19 protein-coding genes are annotated in these 17,550 nt (G+C 65.1%); 10 read left to right on the forward strand and 9 right to left on the reverse strand.

The window, feature by feature from the left end; genetic code table 11:
* Positions 1 to 165: 165 nt before the first annotated feature.
* Positions 166 to 1,050: a LysR substrate-binding domain-containing protein gene (locus NMG10_RS20965; RefSeq protein WP_232857338.1), complete on the forward strand. Its 885-nt coding sequence runs from the start codon at positions 166 to 168 to the stop codon at positions 1,048 to 1,050.
* Between the two features lie 158 nt (positions 1,051 to 1,208).
* Here the strand turns inward: NMG10_RS20965 and NMG10_RS20970 are convergent, their stop codons facing one another.
* The 6 genes from NMG10_RS20970 to NMG10_RS20995 all read right to left on the reverse strand — a co-directional run bounded on the left by NMG10_RS20970 (position 1,209) and on the right by NMG10_RS20995 (position 7,728).
* Complete coding sequence (locus NMG10_RS20970) at positions 1,209 to 2,627, reverse strand: amino acid permease (protein ID WP_232857337.1); 1,419 nt, start codon at positions 2,625 to 2,627, stop codon at positions 1,209 to 1,211.
* Positions 2,628 to 3,330: 703 nt separating this feature from the next.
* Positions 3,331 to 4,395, reverse strand: coding sequence for a 23S rRNA pseudouridine(2605) synthase RluB (gene rluB / locus NMG10_RS20975; protein ID WP_203651515.1), 1,065 nt, complete (start codon positions 4,393 to 4,395; stop codon positions 3,331 to 3,333).
* Between the two features lie 217 nt (positions 4,396 to 4,612).
* On the reverse strand, positions 4,613 to 5,386 hold the full coding sequence (gene scpB, locus NMG10_RS20980; RefSeq protein WP_254465072.1) for an SMC-Scp complex subunit ScpB: 774 nt from the start codon (positions 5,384 to 5,386) through the stop codon (positions 4,613 to 4,615).
* Between the two features lie 14 nt (positions 5,387 to 5,400).
* A complete protein-coding gene (locus NMG10_RS20985; RefSeq protein ID WP_234561911.1) occupies positions 5,401 to 6,099 on the reverse strand; it encodes a ScpA family protein in 699 nt (232 codons plus the stop codon).
* Between the two features lie 125 nt (positions 6,100 to 6,224).
* Entirely contained in the window at positions 6,225 to 6,854 is a 630-nt protein-coding gene (locus NMG10_RS20990) for an L-threonylcarbamoyladenylate synthase (protein ID WP_082337815.1), read from the reverse strand.
* A 13-nt stretch (positions 6,855 to 6,867) separates the two neighbouring features.
* Positions 6,868 to 7,728 carry a PHP domain-containing protein gene (locus tag NMG10_RS20995; RefSeq protein ID WP_203651510.1) on the reverse strand — a complete coding sequence of 287 codons (861 nt, stop codon included), beginning with the start codon at positions 7,726 to 7,728 and terminating at the stop codon, positions 6,868 to 6,870.
* Between the two features lie 67 nt (positions 7,729 to 7,795).
* On the opposite strand from NMG10_RS20995, the gene NMG10_RS21000 reads away from it, so the two are divergent.
* The 6 genes from NMG10_RS21000 (at position 7,796) to NMG10_RS21025 (ending at position 12,046) form a co-directional block, all read left to right on the forward strand.
* Complete coding sequence (locus NMG10_RS21000) at positions 7,796 to 8,392, forward strand: septation protein A (RefSeq protein ID WP_050706754.1); 597 nt, start codon at positions 7,796 to 7,798, stop codon at positions 8,390 to 8,392.
* A gap of 1 nt (position 8,393) precedes the next feature.
* Entirely contained in the window at positions 8,394 to 8,693 is a 300-nt protein-coding gene (locus tag NMG10_RS21005; protein WP_186732960.1) for a YciI family protein, read from the forward strand.
* Between the two features lie 163 nt (positions 8,694 to 8,856).
* The gene (locus NMG10_RS21010) at positions 8,857 to 9,249 is read left to right on the forward strand and encodes a translation initiation factor 2 (RefSeq protein WP_203651508.1); all 393 of its coding nucleotides are present in this window, start codon (positions 8,857 to 8,859) and stop codon (positions 9,247 to 9,249) included.
* A gap of 7 nt (positions 9,250 to 9,256) precedes the next feature.
* Entirely contained in the window at positions 9,257 to 9,934 is a 678-nt protein-coding gene (locus NMG10_RS21015) for a response regulator transcription factor (RefSeq protein ID WP_110739854.1), read from the forward strand.
* Positions 9,935 to 10,234: 300 nt separating this feature from the next.
* On the forward strand, positions 10,235 to 10,651 hold the full coding sequence (locus tag NMG10_RS21020; RefSeq protein ID WP_203651507.1) for a Spy/CpxP family protein refolding chaperone: 417 nt from the start codon (positions 10,235 to 10,237) through the stop codon (positions 10,649 to 10,651).
* 12 nt (positions 10,652 to 10,663) lie between these two features.
* On the forward strand, positions 10,664 to 12,046 hold the full coding sequence (locus NMG10_RS21025) for a HAMP domain-containing sensor histidine kinase (RefSeq protein ID WP_254465073.1): 1,383 nt from the start codon (positions 10,664 to 10,666) through the stop codon (positions 12,044 to 12,046).
* Positions 12,047 to 12,148: 102 nt separating this feature from the next.
* Here NMG10_RS21025 and NMG10_RS21030 read toward each other — a convergent pair whose 3' ends face one another.
* Positions 12,149 to 12,706, reverse strand: a complete 558-nt coding sequence (locus NMG10_RS21030) for a nitroreductase family protein (RefSeq protein WP_234563098.1) — start codon at positions 12,704 to 12,706, stop codon at positions 12,149 to 12,151.
* Positions 12,707 to 12,909: 203 nt separating this feature from the next.
* Between NMG10_RS21030 and NMG10_RS21035 the strand changes: the two genes are divergently transcribed.
* Complete coding sequence (locus NMG10_RS21035; protein ID WP_110739850.1) at positions 12,910 to 14,364, forward strand: TrkH family potassium uptake protein; 1,455 nt, start codon at positions 12,910 to 12,912, stop codon at positions 14,362 to 14,364.
* Here NMG10_RS21035 and NMG10_RS21040 read toward each other — a convergent pair.
* Positions 14,321 to 15,367, reverse strand: a complete 1,047-nt coding sequence (locus NMG10_RS21040; RefSeq protein WP_050706761.1) for an AraC family transcriptional regulator — start codon at positions 15,365 to 15,367, stop codon at positions 14,321 to 14,323. The genes NMG10_RS21035 and NMG10_RS21040 overlap by 44 nt on opposite strands.
* A 154-nt stretch (positions 15,368 to 15,521) precedes the next feature.
* On the opposite strand from NMG10_RS21040, the gene NMG10_RS21045 reads away from it, so the two are divergent.
* Positions 15,522 to 15,833, forward strand: a complete 312-nt coding sequence (locus tag NMG10_RS21045; protein WP_186714521.1) for a DUF962 domain-containing protein — start codon at positions 15,522 to 15,524, stop codon at positions 15,831 to 15,833.
* 102 nt (positions 15,834 to 15,935) lie between these two features.
* Positions 15,936 to 16,520: an HD domain-containing protein gene (locus tag NMG10_RS21050; RefSeq protein ID WP_186714522.1), complete on the forward strand. Its 585-nt coding sequence runs from the start codon at positions 15,936 to 15,938 to the stop codon at positions 16,518 to 16,520.
* 149 nt (positions 16,521 to 16,669) lie between these two features.
* Here the strand turns inward: NMG10_RS21050 and NMG10_RS21055 are convergent, their stop codons facing one another.
* Positions 16,670 to 17,485, reverse strand: a complete 816-nt coding sequence (locus NMG10_RS21055; RefSeq protein ID WP_203651503.1) for a UDP-2,3-diacylglucosamine diphosphatase — start codon at positions 17,483 to 17,485, stop codon at positions 16,670 to 16,672.
* Positions 17,486 to 17,550: the final 65 nt, after the last annotated feature.

Here is a 17,550-nt window from a genome sequence, read left to right on the forward strand (position 1 = left end):
CGCCTGTCCCGGCCCTTTCGCGGGGCAAGCCCGCTCCCACGAGATGTTGTATTTCCTGCGACTACGGTATGAATGATCTATACCGCATGACGAATACGCCCATGTTCCTGTAGTTTCGCGCCAGGGGCAAACGGATATTCCTGCCGCTATCGATGAGCTTTATGAATGAATTACCGCCACCTCACCCCTTCGATGTCGCTGCTACTGGCCTTCGAGGCCGCCGCGCGACATGAAAGCTACACCCGCGCCGCCGCCGAGCTGTCGCTGACCCAGAGCGCGGTAAGTCGCCAGGTGCAGGCGCTGGAACAGCAACTGGGGCTCACCCTGTTCCGCCGCGAGGGGCGCCAGGTGCAACTGACCGACGTGGGCCGTCTTTACCAGCGCGAGCTGAGCGAAGCCTTGGGGCGTATCCGCAGCGCCACCCTGCAAGCCCTGGCCTATCAGTCCGGGGTCGGTACCCTGCGCCTGGCGACCCTACCGACCTTCGGCTCGAAATGGCTGCTGCCGCGCCTGCATGCGTTCTATGGCGCTCATCCGGGCATGCTGGTGCACATTCATTCCCGTATCGAGGCAATCAACTTCGACACCAGCGAGATCGACGCGGCCATCGGCGTGGCCACCCACGACCTGCCCGGGCTGGTCTGTCATCGCCTGCACGCCGAGGAACTGGTGGTGATCCTGCCGCCGGACAGCGCTCGCGATGGCCAGGACTGGTGCCCGGCGCGGATCAGCGAAGAGGTGCTGCTCAACGTCGCCAACAATCCACACGCCTGGGGCGAATGGTTCTCCCACCACGCCCTGCCCCACCGCTCGATGCGCCTGGGGCCGAGCTTCGAGCTGACGTCACATTTGATCCAGGCGGTGCGGGCGGGGATAGGGATTGGCCTGGTGCCCAGGATTCTGGTGGAGGAGGAACTGGCCAGTGGCGAGCTGTTCAGCCCGGGGGCGCCGTTTGCCAGCCAGCGCAGTTATTACCTGATCTACCCGCCAAGGAATGAGGCATTGCCTTCGTTGCGGGCGTTTCGTGGCTGGTTGCTGGAACAGATCTGAGTCATCGATTGCCAGAGCCGGCCATTCGCGGGTAAACCCGCTCCCACAGGTTCTGTGCCCCCTGTGGGAGCGGGTTTACCCGCGCAGAGGCCGGTACAGACAACAAAAAACCCGATGCCAGTCACCCGGCATCGGGTTTTCTCGAAGCGCCTCGACGCTTACTTGGCCACGCTACCGGCAGCGCCGTTGGCCTGCGCCCCACGCTTGCTCTTGAGCACGTAGAACACATACATCACCACCAGCCATACCGGCATGGCGTACACCGACACCTGGATGCCCGGGATCTGCAGCATGATGCCGAGGATCAGCACCACGAAGGCCAGCACCAGGTAGTTGCCGTACGGGTACCACAGCGCCTTGAACAGCGGCTTTTGGCCAGTGCGGTCGAGGTGTTGGCGGAACTTCAGGTGCGAGTAGCTGATCATCGCCCAGTTGATCACCAGGGTCGCCACCACCAGCGACATCAGCAGCTCCAGGGCGTTCTGCGGCATCAGGTAGTTGAGCAGCACCGCGATCAGGGTCACGGCCGCCGACACCAGGATCGAACGTACCGGCACGCCGCGACGGTCGACCTTGGCCAGCGCCGCCGGGGCATCGCCCTGCTCGGCCATGCCCAGGAGCATGCGGGCGTTGCAGTAGGTACCGCTGTTGTACACCGACAGCGCCGCGGTCAGGACCACGAAGTTCAGCAGGTGCGCGGCCACGTCGCTACCCAGCAGCGAGAAGACCTGGACGAACGGGCTGCTGCCGTAGCTGCCGCCGGACGCGTCGATGCTGGCCACCAGGCTGTCCCATGGGGTCAGCGACAGCAGCACCACCAGGGCACCCACGTAGAAGATCAGGATGCGGTAGATGACCTGGTTGATCGCCTTGGGGATCACGGTCTTCGGCTTGTCGGCCTCGGCCGCGGTGAAGCCGAGCATTTCCAGGCCACCGAAGGAGAACATGATGAAGGCCAGGGCCATGACCAGGCCGCTGACGCCATGCGGGAAGAAGCCGCCATGGGCCCACAGGTTGGTCACCGACGCTTCCGGGCCACCACTGCCGCTGGTCAGCAGGTAGGCGCCCAGGCCGATCATGCCGACGATGGCGGCGACCTTGATGATCGCGAACCAGAACTCGGCCTCACCGAAGAACTTCACGTTCATCAGGTTGATGGCGTTGATCAGCAGGAAGAATGCCGCCGCGGTGACCCAGGTCGGGATCTCCGGCCACCAGTAATGGACATACTTGCCCACTGCCGACAGCTCCGACATGCCCACCAGGATGTACAGCACCCAGCAGTTCCAGCCCGACAGGAAGCCGGCGAAACCGCCCCAGTACTTGTGCGCGAAGTGGCTGAAGGAGCCGGCCACCGGCTCCTCGACGATCATCTCGCCGAGCTGGCGCATGATCATGAAGGCGATGAAACCGCAGATCGCATAGCCGAGGATCATCGACGGACCGGCGGACTTCATCACGCCGGCCGAGCCCAGGAACAATCCGGTGCCGATCGCGCCACCCAGGGCGATCAGTTGGATATGGCGGTTCTTCAAGCCACGCTTGAGTTCGCCAGACTGTGAATTATGTCCACTCATGAACGAAGTCACCTGCTTGTTTTTATCTGTGACGGAATCGGACCCACCGCACTCGTGGCGCAGCGGAATGGGCAAGGTGGTTACCTTGGATACTTGTGACGGGAAGTCGCTCGTGGCCTTGGTAGCCAGGTGCGGATCAACCGGGTGTCAGCAAGCGTGCGCGGTACGCAAGGGGGTCACAGGTAAAACGCGGCGCATTGTATACCCCTGCAAACGCGCAGGCGTCAACGCGTTGCATCGTTTCCTGTGGAAAAAACGCACCGGTCCTGGGGTGAAGGCCTGAAAAGGCGGAGTGATCGGCGTACATGGCGCCTCCATTTTGTTGTTTTCGATGCCTGGCTATCCTGCCTGGCTCTGCACACGGCAATGGCGCTATCTCAACGTTTGGGCGGGGGTTTGGGAAGGGGGTGAAGGGGACCGGGGAGGCTCTGGCGCGCAAGTCTTGGAAAGATTTTGTGACGAAGAGTGGGGAAGCACAGGCAAGCCGGGGAAAAGGCCCAGAATCGTATAGTTTTCTTTACAAGGTGGTTTGAAAATTTGCCACCGGTCGGGAAAAATTCTGTCTGTTCAGGTACTTGGGGCCGCTTTGCGGCCCATCGCGGGGCAAGCCCGCTCCTACACTGGGATGCGTATCGAGGGACTTCCTTTTCAACAGGCACAAAAAAACCAGCCCGAAGGCTGGCTCTTTCGTTACCGGGCCAGATCAGCCACGCGGCTTGCCGCGACCACGACCGGCTGGCTTGTCGCCTTCGGGACGGGCTGGACGCTTGCGCATCTCGCTCGGGCGCTCGGCCACCGCGCTGCCGCGGCTGCCCTTGCGTGGTGCAGCCTCTTCACGCGGCGCGCGCGCCGGGCGCTCGCCCTGCCCTTCGGCGGCCGGACGCAGGGTGCGCACACGCTCGCCACGCCCCAGCGGGCGGGTCGACTTGCGCTGCAGGCGCTCGAGCTTGTCCTTGGCCTTGAGCTTCATCTCCGGCAGCGCCACCGGCTGCAGGCCGACTTCGGCGGCGAGGATGTCGATCTCGCCCTGGCTCATTTCGCGCCAGCGACCCATCGGCAGATCGGAGTTGAGGAACACCGGGCCGAAACGCACGCGCTTCAGGCGGCTGACCACCACGCCCTGGGACTCCCACAGGCGGCGCACCTCACGGTTGCGGCCTTCCATCACCACGCAGTGGTACCAGTGGTTGAAGCCTTCGCCACCCGGTGCCTTCTGGATATCGGTGAACTTGGCCGGACCGTCCTCGAGCACCACGCCGGCCTTGAGGCGGTCGACCATGTCGTCGTCGACCTCGCCGCGCACACGCACGGCGTACTCGCGGTCCATTTCATAGGACGGGTGCATCAGGCGGTTGGCCAGCTCACCGTCGGTGGTGAACAACAGCAGGCCGGTGGTGTTGATGTCCAGGCGGCCGATGTTGATCCAGCGCCCCTCTTTCGGGCGCGGCAGGCGGTCGAACACGGTCGGGCGGCCTTCCGGGTCGTCACGGGTGCAGATCTCGCCGTCGGGCTTGTTGTACATGATCACGCGGCGGGTCGCCTCGGCGGCCTCGACACGCTTGATCAGCTTGCCGTCGACGGTGATGGCGTCGTGCAGGTCGACGCGCAGGCCCAGGGTGGCCTCGACGCCGTTGACCTTGATACGGCCCTGGCCGATCCAGGCCTCGACGTCACGACGCGAGCCGACGCCGATACGCGCCAGTACTTTCTGCAGTTTTTCGCCGGACGGCGGGGTGGGTTGTTGGTCTTGCAGGTCTTTGTCACTCATCTGGGCACCTCCCGGTGTAGTAGTGAAAGCGGGCGCGCATCATACGCGCAACGCACTGGAGAGTAGAGTGTTTTGTGGAATTGGAAGTGTTTTTCTGCCAAATGGCCTTTGTCTGATCAGGGCCGGCCTCTTCGCGGGTAAACCCGCTCCCACAGCTTGTGATACCCCTGTGGGAGCGGGTTTACCCGCGAAGAGGCCGGCACAGGCAGTAGTTAAATCAAGACTGCAGCTTGCCCTCGTCCTGCTCCGAGGCCTCAGGCTCTTCTTCATCGCGCAAATCATCGAAATCGGTCTTGAGCCCTTCTTCCATCGCATCCAGCTCCACCAGCAGCGAGCGGAAGCTGGTCTCATCCTTGGGCTCCGTTTCCTCACCCTCCTCGCCCAGGCTGGCATCGGCCAGGGCTTGCAGGTGAGCGGGCACCGGCGCCTCGTCCGGGTCGAGCAGCGGTTCCGGCTCCAGCTCGCGCAACTCGGCCAGCGCCGGCAGTTCATCGAGGCTCTTGAGGTTGAAGTGATCGAGAAACGCCTTGGTGGTGGCAAACATCGCAGGACGCCCTGGCACCTCGCGGTAGCCGACGATGCGGATCCACTCGCGCTCCATCAGGGTCTTGATGATGTTGCTGTTGACCGCCACGCCGCGCACGTCCTCGATCTCGCCGCGGGTGATGGGCTGGCGGTAGGCGATCAGCGCCATGGTTTCCAGCAGCGCACGGGAATAGCGCTGCGGGCGCTCCTCCCACAGGCGGCCGACCCAGGGTGCATAGTCTTCGCGGATTTGCAGCCGATAGCCGCTGGCCACTTCCTTGAGCTCGAAGGCACGGCCGCTGCAGGACTTGCCCAGCACCTCCAGGGCCTTTTTGAAAACGGCGGGGGCCGGGCGCTCGGCTTCCTCGAACAGCTCATAGAGGCGCTCGAGGGATTGCGGCTTGCCCGAGGCGAGCAGGAAGGCCTCGATCAGCGACGCCAGTTCGCGGGGTTCGTTCAGGTTCATCGGTAGTCGTCAGGTCACTCTGCCCGGGCACGGACGTGGATCGGGGCGAAAGGCTCATTTTGCACGAGTTCGATCAGCGATTCCTTCACCAGTTCGAGAATCGCCATGAAGGTCACCACCACGCCGAGCTTGCCCTCCTCGCGGGTGAACAGTTCGACGAAGGGCACGAAGCCACCGCCCTTGAGGCGTTCGAGCACCTCGCTCATGCGCTCGCGGGTCGACAAGGTCTCGCGAGTGATCTGGTGGCTCTCGAACAGGTCGTTGCGGCGCATGACCTCGGCCATGGACAGCAGGATCTCCTCCAGGGCGACCTCCGGCAGCAGCTTGCGCACCTTGGCCTGAGGGGCCTCGAGACGCGGCACGACGACGTCGCGGCCAACCCGCGGCAGCTCATCGATACCTTCGGCGGCAGCCTTGAAGCGCTCGTACTCCTGCAGGCGGCGGATCAGCTCGGCGCGTGGATCGCCTTCCTCTTCCTCGATCTCGCTGGAACGCGGCAGCAGCATGCGCGACTTGATCTCGGCGAGCATGGCGGCCATCACCAGGTACTCGGCGGCCAGTTCCAGGCGCACGTTCTTCATCAGCTCGACATAGCCCATGTACTGGCGAGTGATCTCGGCCACCGGGATGTCGAGGATATCGATGTTCTGCTTGCGGATCAGGTACAGCAGCAGGTCCAGCGGGCCTTCGAAGGCCTCGAGGATCACTTCCAGCGCGTCCGGCGGGATGTACAGGTCCACCGGCAGCTCGGTCAGCACCTCCCCATAGACCAGGGCCAGCTGCAACTGCTGGGGGGCATCGGCCTGGTCGGTCGGCGCCTCGGGCGTTTCCATCTGGCTCATGCGTTGACCAGGAACGGCGTCGGATCCCCGCACCCTTCACGAATCAGCTCCGGCTCGTCACCGGACAGGTCGATGACGGTCGAAGCCTTCAGGTCACCGAAGCCGCCGTCGATGATCAGGTCGACATGATGCTCCAGGCGCTGGCGGATCTCGTAAGGGTCGGTCATCGGCTCGTCGTCGCCCGGCAGGATGAGGCTGACGCTCATCAGCGGCTCGCCAAGCTCCTCGAGCAGCGCCAGGACAATGGGGTTGGACGGCACGCGCAGGCCGATGGTGCGGCGCTTGTCGTGCAACAACAGGCGCGGCACTTCACGGGTGGCGTTGAGGATGAAGGTGTAGGGCCCCGGAATGTGCGCCTTGAGCAGGCGGAACGTCGCCGTGTCGATCTTGGCGAAGGTGCCCATCTCGGACAGGTCGCAGCACAACAGGGTGAAGTTGTGGTTCTTGTCCAGCTGACGCAGGCGGCGCACCCGCTCGATGGCGCCCTTGTCGCCGATCTGGCAGCCCATCGCATAGGCCGAGTCGGTCGGGTAGACCACCACCCCACCCTTGCGGATGATCTCCACGGCCTGTTTGATCAGGCGCGCCTGCGGGTTTTCCGCATGAATCTGGAAAAATTGGCTCACGTAGTCGTCCTGTTCATACCGCCATAGACTGTTCATGTCGGAATCGACGCCACAGAGGTGGCAGGTCCTCGGGCAATGGCCGGTAGGCACCGATCTCGCCCCAGGTGCCGGGGCCGTGGAAGTCACTGCCGGCGCTTGCCAGCAAGCCGAACTCACGGGTGAGGATCGACATTGTCCCCACCTGCTCGGGCGGCATCATCCCATTGACCACTTCCAGCGCCTGCCCCCCTGCCTGAATATAGTCGGCAATCAGCCGTCTGCGCTTGCTGCGGGTCAGTTCGTAGTGCATGGGATGGGCCAGGCTCACCCAGGCATTGGACTGGCGCAACGTGGCGACGGTTTCCTCCAGCGTCGGCCAGTGCAGCTTGACGTCCCCCAACTTGCCGGCGCCCAGCCACTTGCGAAAGGCCTCGCCACGGTCCTTGACGAAGCCTGCGCGCACCAGGAATTCGGCGAAGTGCGGGCGCGCCGGGGCGTTGCCGCTGTCGCCCAGTTCCTGCTGCACGGCCCGCGCGCCGTCCAGCGCGCCGGGCATGCCCTTGGCCGCCAGCTTGCGGTCGATTTCCTCGGCGCGCAGCCAGCGGCCGCGATGCAGATTGCCGATGGCTTCGAGCAAGGGCGGGGCATCGAGCGGGAAATCGTAACCCAGCACATGGATGGTGGCGCCGCCCCAGGTGCACGACAACTCTACCCCGCTGACCCACTGCATGCCGTTGTCCAGGCAGGCCTGGCGGGCCTCGGGCAGGCCTTCGAGGGTGTCGTGGTCGGTGAGCGACAGCGTCCGCACCCCGTGCTCGTGGGCCCGGGCGACCAGTGCCGTGGGCGACAGGGCGCCGTCGGAGGCCGTGCTGTGACAGTGCAGATCAACATTCATGGAGGAGCGCTTTCGCAGGAATCGATGTTTGTTATTATGCCGTCACATCCCGCTTCTGGCTGCCACTGTGAAACAATTCATCGATTTCATCCCGCTGCTGCTGTTCTTCATCGTCTACAAACTGGACCCGCGCCCGGTCGAATTCGCCGGCCAAAGCTTCGAGTTCGGCGGGATCTACAGCGCCACCGCCATGCTGATCGCCAGCTCCGTGGTGGTCTACGGCGCGCTGTTCCTGCGCCACGGCAAGTTGGAAAAGGGCCAGTTGCTGACCCTGGTCGCCTGCCTGGTGTTCGGTGGCCTGACCCTGGCCTTCCACAGCGAGACCTTCCTCAAGTGGAAAGCACCGGTGGTCAACTGGCTGTTCGCACTGGCCTTCGCCGGCAGCCACTTCATCGGTGACCGGGTGCTGATCAAGCGCATCATGGGTCACGCCCTGACACTCCCTGAAACAGTCTGGACCCGCCTGAACCTGGCGTGGATCGGTTTCTTCCTGGTGTGCGGCGCCGCCAACCTGTTTGTCGCTTTCACCTTCCAGGACATCTGGGTCGACTTCAAGGTGTTCGGCAGCCTCGGCATGACCGTGCTGTTCCTGGTGGCCCAGGGTGTCTATCTGTCGCGCCACCTGCACGATGCCGATCCTTCCACCTCCAAACCCAAGGACTGACATGCTCTACGCCATCATCGCCAGCGACGTCGAAAACTCCCTGGAAAAACGCCTGGCCGCCCGCCCCGCCCATATTGAGCGCCTGCAGCAGCTCAAGGCAGAGGGCCGCGTGGTCCTCGCCGGCCCGCACCCGGCCATCGACAGCAACGACCCGGGCGCCGCCGGTTTCAGCGGCAGCCTGATCGTCGCCGAGTTCGATTCGCTGGCCGCCGCCCAGGCCTGGGCCGACGCCGACCCGTATATCGCCGCAGGCGTCTACGACAAGGTCGTGGTCAAGCCGTTCAAGCAAGTCCTGCCCTGATCCGAAACCGCATCGCCTTTTTCGCGGGCAAACCCGCTCCCACAGGCGCCGCACGCCTCTGTGGGAGCGGGTTTACCCGCGAATGAGGCCAACTCGATACCCGCCTCATCTAATCCGACAACTGGCCGACAACCTCCTGAATCGATACGAATCAGGAGTTCCAATGCGTCAAGGTCCGATGTCCCTGCTGCTTTGCCTGTTACTGCTGTCCCCTTTCGCCGCGGCCGAGCAGCCGCTGTCGCTGGAAGCCGGGGCGCGGATCACCGAGCTGCAGCAGCGCCTGGAAGAGAGCGAGAAACAGCGCGACGCGCTGACCCTGCAACTGCAGAACCAGGACAGCGAACGCGAAAGCGCCCAGCTCTCGCGCCTGCGCCAGGACAACCAGCGCCTGAAACTGACGGTCAAGGAACTGCAGGCCGCCAGCAGCGCCCCCCAGCGCCTGCTCACCGACCAGCAGCAGTGGTTCCTGATCGGCTCGGTCGTTGCACTGTTGTCGGCAGTCTGCGGTATCTTAGCCAGCGGCGGACACAGAAGACGCCGGCAATGGTTGAATTGAGTGAGACATGAGCGAGCTGTTACTGATTGATGATGACCAGGAACTGTGCGAGCTGCTCGGCAGCTGGCTGACCCAGGAAGGGTTTGCGGTGCGCGCCTGCCACGATGGCCAGAGTGCGCGCCAGGCCTTGGCCAGCCACGCCCCGGCGGCGGTGGTGCTGGATGTCATGCTGCCCGACGGCAGCGGCCTGGAACTGCTCAAACAGTTGCGCAGCGAGCACACCGACCTGCCGGTGCTGATGCTCTCGGCCCGTGGCGAGCCGCTGGACCGCATACTCGGCCTTGAGCTGGGCGCCGACGACTACCTAGCCAAGCCCTGCGACCCCCGCGAACTTACCGCCCGCCTGCGCGCCGTGCTGCGCCGCAGCCACCCCAGCGCGCCCAGCAGCCAGGTCGAGATCGGCGACCTGACCTTCAGTCCGGTGCGCGGCGTGGTCAGCATCGACGAGCGCGAGATGACCCTCACGCTGTCCGAGAGCCGCATCCTCGAGGCGCTGCTGCGCCAGCCCGGCGAACCGCTGGACAAGCAGGAGCTGGCGCAGATCGGCCTGGGTCGCAAACTCACGCTCTATGACCGCAGCCTGGACATGCACGTCAGCAACCTGCGCAAGAAGATCGGCCCGCACCCGGACGGCCGCCCGCGCATCGTCGCGCTGCGCAGCCGCGGCTACTACTACAGCCTCTGACAGCGACTAGAACCCTGTAGGAGCGGCCTTGTGCCGCGAAAGGGCCGCAAAGCGGCCCCGGCGATCTTTGCAAAACCGCTGAAATCCCGGGGCTGCTGCGCAGCCCTTTCGCGGCACAAGGCCGCTCCTACAGAGATCACGCCAGTTGAAAGATCTCAGCAAGACAGTTGCTCCCACAGGATCCGCACGACGGCTACCGCCAACTTTACCCTCCCTTTACCCTCGCCTGACCGCCCTTGACCTTGATCTCCCTAGACTGGGCTCATCCGGTAACCACCGGCCCCTGAAAGGAGAGACACCATGCGCAAGACCCTGATCGCCCTGATGTTCGCCGCCGCCCTGCCGACCGTGGCCATGGCCATGCCTGACGGCGGCCCGCGCCACGACGGCCCGCATCATCGCGGTGACGCGCCTTTCGCCCAGCTGGACCTGAGCCGCGACCAGCGCCAGCAGATCGGCAAGCTGATGGGCGAGCAGATGCAGCAGCGCCGCGACATCACCGAGCGCTACATGGCCAAGCTGCCGGCCGCCGAGCAGAAAGCCATGAAGGACGAACTCAAGGCCAGCCACGACAAGACCGACGGCCAGATCCGCGCCCTGCTCAAGCCCGAGCAGCAGAAGAAGTTCGACGACCTGCAGAAGGAACGCGCCGCGCGCAAGGCCGAGTGGCAGGAGTTCCAGGCCTGGAAGGCTGAAAAAGCCGGCAAGGCCCAGTAAGCTGTCAGCCCGATGCCCGGCCCGCACCCCCGCGGGCCGGGCTTTCGCCATTTCTCGGAGGTGCTCGTCTTGCGTTCACTGTTCTGGCGCATCCTGGCCAGCTTCTGGCTGGCCATCGCCCTGGTCGCCGGGCTGTCGATCCTGCTCGGGCACATGCTCAACCAGGACACCTGGATCCTCAGCCGCCATCCGGGCCTGAACAACCTGGCCAGCCACTGGGCCCAGCACTATGAACAGGACGGCCTGGAGTCGTCGCAGCGCTTCCTGGAAAGACGCAAGCAGCGCTACAAGATCGACGTGCAGGTGCTCGATGACAGCGGCGACGCCGTGGTGCCCGGCACCTTTCCGCGCCGCGCCGCCGCCTTCGAGGCGCGCCAGCACAACGACGAGCGGCGCCTACCCTGGCGCCGCCTGACCGAGGAATACACCAGCCCCACCAGCGGCGAGACCTACCTGCTGATCTACCGCATCCCCCACCCCGAACTGGCCGCCTGGCACCGCGAGAGCCTGATCTGGCCGCTCAGCGCCCTGGGGATCGCCCTGGTGGTACTGACCCTGTTCAGCCTGCTGGTGACCCTGTCGATCACCCGCCCGCTCAGCCGCCTGCGCGGCGCGGTGCACGACCTGGGGCAGACCAGCTACCAGCAGAACAGCCTGGCGCGGCTGGCAGTGCGCCGCGACGAGTTTGGCGTGCTGGCCAACGACTTCAACAAGATGGGCGCGCGCTTGCAGAGTCTGATCGGCAGCCAGCGCCAGTTGCTACGTGACGTGTCCCACGAACTGCGCTCGCCGCTGGCGCGGCTGCGCATCGCCCTGGCCCTGGCCGAACGCGCCGAGCCGGAGCAGCGCCAGGCCCTGTGGCCACGCCTGACCCGCGAGTGCGATCGCCTGGAAGACCTGATCAGCGAGATCCTGGTGCTGGCCCGGGTCGATGCCGACCAGGCCCATGCCGAACCCGTGGACCTCAATGCCTTGCTGGGCGGCGTGCGCAAGGACGCCCAACTGTCAGCGCCGGAACAGGAAGTGCGACTGGAAGCGCAGGCAGGCCTGACCTTGCACGGCTGGCCGACCTTGATCGAACGGGCGGTGGACAATTTGTTGCGCAATGCCCTGCGTTTCAATCCGGCCGGGCAGCCGATCGAGGTGCATGCCCGTCGGGAGCAGGATCGCATCGTGCTGAGCGTGCGCGATCATGGGCCGGGGGTGGCGGCAGAGCACCTGGCGCAACTGGGCGAGCCGTTCTTCCGGGCGCCGGGGCAGGACGCACCTGGGCATGGACTGGGGCTGGCGATTGCGCGCAAGGCGGCAGAGCGCCATGGCGGCAGCCTGGTGTTGGGCAATCATCCGCAGGGTGGGTTCATTGCGACGCTGGAGCTGCCCTTGGCGCATGAATAGCTGACAGTGGTGATGAACCCATCGCGGGGCAAGCCCGCTCCCACGCATTCCCGTGGGGCGGGCTTGCGTGGGAGCGGGCTTGCCCCGCGATGACCCAATGCTTCAGTTACCCCAGGCACTGACGTACCGGGCTGTCTCCAGGACTGGCGCCGTGCGCGGCTCGCCCATCGGCGTGCCGACATACAGGTAGCCGATCACCTCTTCATTCGCCTCAAGACCCAAGCCCTCGTGCACATGGACGTCATACGCCATGTCACCGGTGCGCCACACCGCGCCGATACCCTGGGCGTGGGCGGAAACGAGGATGCCGTGGGCGGCGCAGCCGGCGGCCAGGCGCTGTTCGATCTTCGGCACCTTGAAATGCTCCTGCAACCGGGCCACCACCACAATCAGCAACGGTGCCCGCAGCGGCATCGCCCGGGCCTTGTCCAGCGCGGCCGGGGTGGCATCGCCCTTGGCCTGCACCGCCTCGGCGAACAGTTCGCCGAGCTTCTCGCGGCCCTGTCCCTCGATGGTCAGGAAGCGCCAGGGACGCAGCTGGCCATGGTCCGGCGCACGCAGCGCGGCCTGGAACAGCGCCTCGCGCTGGGCGGCATTGGGCGCCGGTTCGGTCAGGCGTGGCACGGAAACACGGTTGAGCAATGCGTCGAGAGCCTCCATGGGCTTACCTCCTGGCAGATTGAAAGTGCGGCCATTCTGCACTAACCAGAAGGCAACATGTGAGTGGGCTTGTCCCGCGATGGCATCGACCCGGTAGGTATCGCGGTGCAAGCCCGCTACCATGCCCCAGCCAATCGTTCGTTTACAAGCCCCGGTGCACAGGTAGAATGGCGCCCTTTCCGTAGCGAGTCAGAGCAGATCACATGGCGTTGCCGACCTTAAGGATCATTGGTTTCATCATCGGCATCTTCCTGATCACCCTGGCGGTGAGCATGGTGGTGCCCATGGCGACCCTGGTGGTCTTCGAGCGCACCGGCGACATGCCGTCGTTCCTCTGGTCGAGCCTGATCACCTTCCTCGCCGGGCTCGGCCTGGTCATCCCCGGCCGCCCCGAGCACGTGCACCTGCGCCCACGCGACATGTACCTGCTGACCGTCAGCAGCTGGCTGGTGGTCTGCGTGTTCGCCGCCCTGCCGTTCCTGCTGACGCAGCACATCAGCTACACCGACGCCTTCTTCGAAAGCATGTCCGGCATCACCGCCACCGGCGCCACCGTGCTCAGCGGCCTGGACAACATGTCGCCGGGCATCCTGATGTGGCGCTCGATGCTGCACTGGCTGGGCGGCATCGGCTTCATCGGTATGGCGGTGGCGATCCTGCCACTGCTGCGCATTGGTGGCATGCGCCTGTTCCAGACCGAGTCCTCCGACCGCTCGGAAAAGGTCATGCCGCGCTCGCACATGGTCGCCAAGTCGATCGTCGCGGTGTATGTGGGCATTACCGTGCTCGGCAGCCTGGCGTTCTGGTGGGCGGGGATGAGCCCGTTCGACGCGATCAACCATGCCATGTCGGCGATCTCCACCGGCGGTTTCTCCACGTCCGACCAGTCCCTGGCCAAATGGGACATCCCCGCGGTGCACTGGGTCGCGGTGGTGGTGATGATCATGGGCAGCGTGCCATTCACCTTGTACGTGGCCACCCTGCGCGGCCACCGCAAGGCGCTGATCAAGGACCAGCAGGTGCAGGGACTGCTGGCCATGCTGGTGGCCACCTGGCTGGTGCTCGGCACCTGGTATTGGGCCACCACTGACCTGCATTGGCTCGACGCCCTGCGTCACGTGGCGCTGAACGTCACCTCGGTGGTCACCACCACCGGTTTCGCCCTGGGCGACTACAGCATGTGGGGCAACTTCTCGCTGATGCTGTTCTTCTACCTGGGCTTCGTCGGCGGCTGCTCCGGCTCCACCGCCGGCGGTATCAAGATCTTCCGCTTCCAGGTCGCCTACATCCTGCTCAAGGCCAACCTCAACCAGCTGATCCACCCACGGGCGGTGATCAAGCAGAAGTACAACGGCCATCGCCTCGACGAAGAGATCGTGCGTTCGATCCTGACCTTCTCGTTCTTCTTCGCCATCACCATCTGCATCATCGCCCTGCTGCTGTCGCTGCTGGGCGTGGACTGGATGACCGCGCTGACCGGCGCCGCCGGCACGGTGTCGGGCGTAGGCCCCGGGCTGGGCGAGGTGATCGGCCCGGCCGGCAACTACGCCAGCCTGCCGGACGCGGCCAAGTGGATCCTCGCTGGCGGCATGCTGCTGGGCCGCCTGGAGATCATCACGGTGCTGGTGTTGTGCATGCCGGCGTTCTGGCGTCACTGACCGACAGCCGCGTGCGGTACTCGCTCGGCGTGGTGTCGAACCAGCGGCGGAACGCCCGGTAGAAGTTGCTCGGATCGGCGAAACCCAAAAGGTAGGCGGTCTCCAGCAAGGTGGTGCCGGGCTGCGCCAGGTACTGCTCGGCCAGTTCGCGGCGGGTGTCGTCGAGCAGGGTCTGGAAGCTGGTGCCCTCGTCCTGCAGACGCCTTTGCAAGGTGCGCTGCGACAGGTGCAGGGCCTGGGCCACGGTCTCGCGCTTGGGCTCGCCCTGGGGCAGGATGCGGCACAGCACCTGGCGCACCCGGTGGGTCACGCGGCTTTCCGAGAAGCGCGCCAGGTATTCCCCGGCAAAGCGATCATGCAGCACCGCCATCGCCTCGTTGGCGGTCGGCAGCGGCGCCTCCATGTCGGCACGCTCGAGCACCAGCGCGTCATGGGGCGCGCCAAATACCAGCGGCGCATGGAAGGCCACCTTGTACGGCTCGACATTCTTCGGCTGGCCGCCCTGGATCAGCACCCGCCGCGGCTGGATCGGCCGCCCGCTGAGCCAGGTGCACAGGGCCAGGGCGCAGGCCAGGGACGCCTCGGCGCTGTGCCGGGTCGGCGGCAGGTGGTCGCCATGCACGGTCAGCACCAGGGCGTAGCCGTCGGGCTCGCGGCGAAAGCTCAGGTCCGAGCTCTCGGCGATGATCCGCTGGTAGCGCACCAGGCGTTCGAAACCCTCGGCCAGGGTGCGACTGGACATCAGCGCATAGCCCACCACATGGAACGACGCCGGTCGCACCACCCGGGCCATGTTCAGGCCGATGGCCTCGTTGCCCGACAACTCGACCGCCAGCTGCCACAGCCGGGTCATCGAATCCTGGGTGAATCGCGCATCGGGGTCGTCGAGGGCGGAAAAGTCGAGCCCGAGCTGCTTGAACATGGCCGGGCAATCGAGCCCTTCCAGCTCGAGTGCCTTGACGATCCCTGATGCCCAGCTGGCTGACGTGGTTCTCTCACTCATGACAGGCTCTTGTGCTGACCGCTCCTGCGGTGAACCGAAAGGATACTCAATTGGCGCCTATTGTCACTGGCCACTGCATCCAGTGACTCTAGACTCGATTCAGGCTCCACGCCGTGTATCCTGTAAGCACGACCCGCAGATCCGGAAACCCGCCATGACCCGCACAGCGCAGTTCCGCAGTTTTGCCGAGTTCTATCCCTACTACCTGGGCGAGCACAGCAACGCCACCTGCCGCCGCCTGCACTTCGTCGGCACCAGCCTGGTGATCGCCCTGCTCGCCTACAGCATCGGCAGCGGCCAGTGGCTGTTGCTGCTGGCCGTGCCGCTGGCCGGCTACGGCTTTGCCTGGGCCGGGCATTTCTTCTTCGAGAAGAACCGACCGGCCACCTTCACCCACCCCTGGTACAGCCTGGTCGGCGACTTCGCCATGTTCCGCGACATCCTGCTGGGCCGCCTCAGCCTCTGAATCGGCCCGCAAGGCCAGGTTCGCGTCCCGGCCGGCCACTGCCAAAGCCCGTGTCCTGGCCAACACTGCCAGACATGTCCCCGATACGAGTGGCCCGCGGCGATGAACAAGCAAGCGAACTTCAGCCACATGCGCGACGGCACCGCCCAGGACTGGGCGATCATCGCCGACGACTTTCGCGCCTATGCCCGGCAGTTGCCCCAACGCATCGTCGCCCACCTGCGCCTGCTCGATGGCGACTTCGGCGGCTTTCCCATCGATCGCCTGAGCCACTCGCTGCAGACCGCCACCCGCGCCTACCGTGACGGCCGCGACGAGGAATACGTGGTCTGCGCCCTGCTGCACGACATCGGCGACACCCTCGGCAGCTACAACCACCCGGATATCGCCGCGGCGATCCTCAAGCCCTTCGTCAGCGCCGAGAACCTGTGGATGATCGAAAAGCACGGGATCTTCCAGGGCTACTACTTCTTCCACCACCTGGGCATGGATCGCCACCTGCGCGAGCAGTTCAGCGATCACCCGCAGTACCAGCGGACCATCGAATTCTGCGCACGCTACGACGCGGCGGCGTTCGACCCCGAGTACCCGAGCCTGCCGCTGTCGTTCTTCGAACCGATGATGGAGCGGCTGTTCGCCCAGCCCAGGCAGTCGATCTACAAGGCGGCCTTGAAGGCGTCGGCCTGATTCCAGCTACCCGCCACCTGTAGGAGCGGCCTTGTGCCGCGAAAGGGGCTGCGCAGCAGCCCCGACGATCTTGAGACATACCCGAGATCCTGGGGCCGCTGCGCGCCCCTTTCGCGGCACAAGGCCGCTCCTACAGGGCTGAAGGCGACCTAGGCCGGCTCACCCAGCTCCGCCAACCGCGACGCCGCCTCGCGCGCCTGAGCATCGGCGAACCGGTACAGCTCGATCCGCCCGTCCCAGTGTTCGATCAGCGCCGTGCACGACTCCACCCAGTCGCCGCAGTTGAGGTACTCCACCTCGCCCACCCGGCGAATCTCGGCATGGTGGATATGCCCGCACACCACGCCCTGGAAGCCACGCCGAGTGCACTCGTGGGCAATGGCGTCCTCGAAATCGCTGATGAAGTTCACCGCGCCCTTGACCTTGTGCTTGAGGTACGCCGACAGCGACCAGTAGCCATAGCCATAACGGGCGCGCCAGTGGTTGAGCCAACGGTTGAGCACCAGGGTGAACTCGTAGGCCCGGTCGCCGAGAAACGCCAGCCAGCGGTGGTAGCGGGTGATCACGTCGAACTGGTCGCCATGGATCACCAGCAGCCGCCGGCCATCGACGGTAAGGTGCTCGGCTTCATCCACCAGTTGGATATTGCCCAGGATCAGTTTCGAGTAGCGGCGCAGGAATTCGTCGTGGTTGCCGGTGACGTAGATCACCTCGGTACCGCGTTTGCTCAGGGTCAGCAGGCGGCGGATGACGTTGGTGTGGGCCTGGGGCCAGTAGATGCCGCCGCGCAGTTTCCAGCCGTCGATGATATCGCCGACCAGGTAGATGCGCTCGGCCTGGTAGCCCTTGAGGAAGTGCGCGAGATGTTCCGCCTGGCAATCCCGGGTGCCCAGGTGCACATCGGAAATCCACAGGGTACGGACACGCTGCTTGCGTGACGGGCGGAGAGGTTCGGCGTGGGTCATGGGCAGGCTCCGGCACTGTTTGCTGGAGACTGGCAGGCACAGGTGACAGATTGGTGGCAGGCGCA

It is taken from the genome of Pseudomonas sp. DVZ6, assembly GCF_024259445.1.
Classification (GTDB): Bacteria; Pseudomonadota; Gammaproteobacteria; order Pseudomonadales; family Pseudomonadaceae; genus Aquipseudomonas; species Aquipseudomonas peradeniyensis.

What these genes read in the sequence shown, in the direction of transcription:
- NMG10_RS20965 (WP_232857338.1), top strand. Translation starts at nt 166, where the DNA reads ATGAATTACCGCCACCTCACCCCTTCGATGTCGCTGCTACTGGCCTTC.
- NMG10_RS20995 (WP_203651510.1), bottom strand. Translation starts at nt 7,728, where the DNA reads ATGAATGTTGATCTGCACTGTCACAGCACGGCCTCCGACGGCGCCCTG.
- NMG10_RS21015 (WP_110739854.1), top strand. Translation starts at nt 9,257, where the DNA reads ATGAGCGAGCTGTTACTGATTGATGATGACCAGGAACTGTGCGAGCTG.
- NMG10_RS21025 (WP_254465073.1), top strand. Translation starts at nt 10,664, where the DNA reads ATGCCCGGCCCGCACCCCCGCGGGCCGGGCTTTCGCCATTTCTCGGAG.
- rluB (WP_203651515.1), bottom strand. Translation starts at nt 4,395, where the DNA reads ATGAGTGACAAAGACCTGCAAGACCAACAACCCACCCCGCCGTCCGGC.
- NMG10_RS21005 (WP_186732960.1), top strand. Translation starts at nt 8,394, where the DNA reads ATGCTCTACGCCATCATCGCCAGCGACGTCGAAAACTCCCTGGAAAAA.
- NMG10_RS21010 (WP_203651508.1), top strand. Translation starts at nt 8,857, where the DNA reads ATGCGTCAAGGTCCGATGTCCCTGCTGCTTTGCCTGTTACTGCTGTCC.
- NMG10_RS21045 (WP_186714521.1), top strand. Translation starts at nt 15,522, where the DNA reads ATGACCCGCACAGCGCAGTTCCGCAGTTTTGCCGAGTTCTATCCCTAC.
- NMG10_RS21050 (WP_186714522.1), top strand. Translation starts at nt 15,936, where the DNA reads ATGAACAAGCAAGCGAACTTCAGCCACATGCGCGACGGCACCGCCCAG.
- NMG10_RS21030 (WP_234563098.1), bottom strand. Translation starts at nt 12,706, where the DNA reads ATGGAGGCTCTCGACGCATTGCTCAACCGTGTTTCCGTGCCACGCCTG.
- NMG10_RS21035 (WP_110739850.1), top strand. Translation starts at nt 12,910, where the DNA reads ATGGCGTTGCCGACCTTAAGGATCATTGGTTTCATCATCGGCATCTTC.
- NMG10_RS21020 (WP_203651507.1), top strand. Translation starts at nt 10,235, where the DNA reads ATGCGCAAGACCCTGATCGCCCTGATGTTCGCCGCCGCCCTGCCGACC.
- NMG10_RS20970 (WP_232857337.1), bottom strand. Translation starts at nt 2,627, where the DNA reads ATGAGTGGACATAATTCACAGTCTGGCGAACTCAAGCGTGGCTTGAAG.
- NMG10_RS21055 (WP_203651503.1), bottom strand. Translation starts at nt 17,485, where the DNA reads ATGACCCACGCCGAACCTCTCCGCCCGTCACGCAAGCAGCGTGTCCGT.
- NMG10_RS21040 (WP_050706761.1), bottom strand. Translation starts at nt 15,367, where the DNA reads ATGAGTGAGAGAACCACGTCAGCCAGCTGGGCATCAGGGATCGTCAAG.
- scpB (WP_254465072.1), bottom strand. Translation starts at nt 5,386, where the DNA reads ATGAACCTGAACGAACCCCGCGAACTGGCGTCGCTGATCGAGGCCTTC.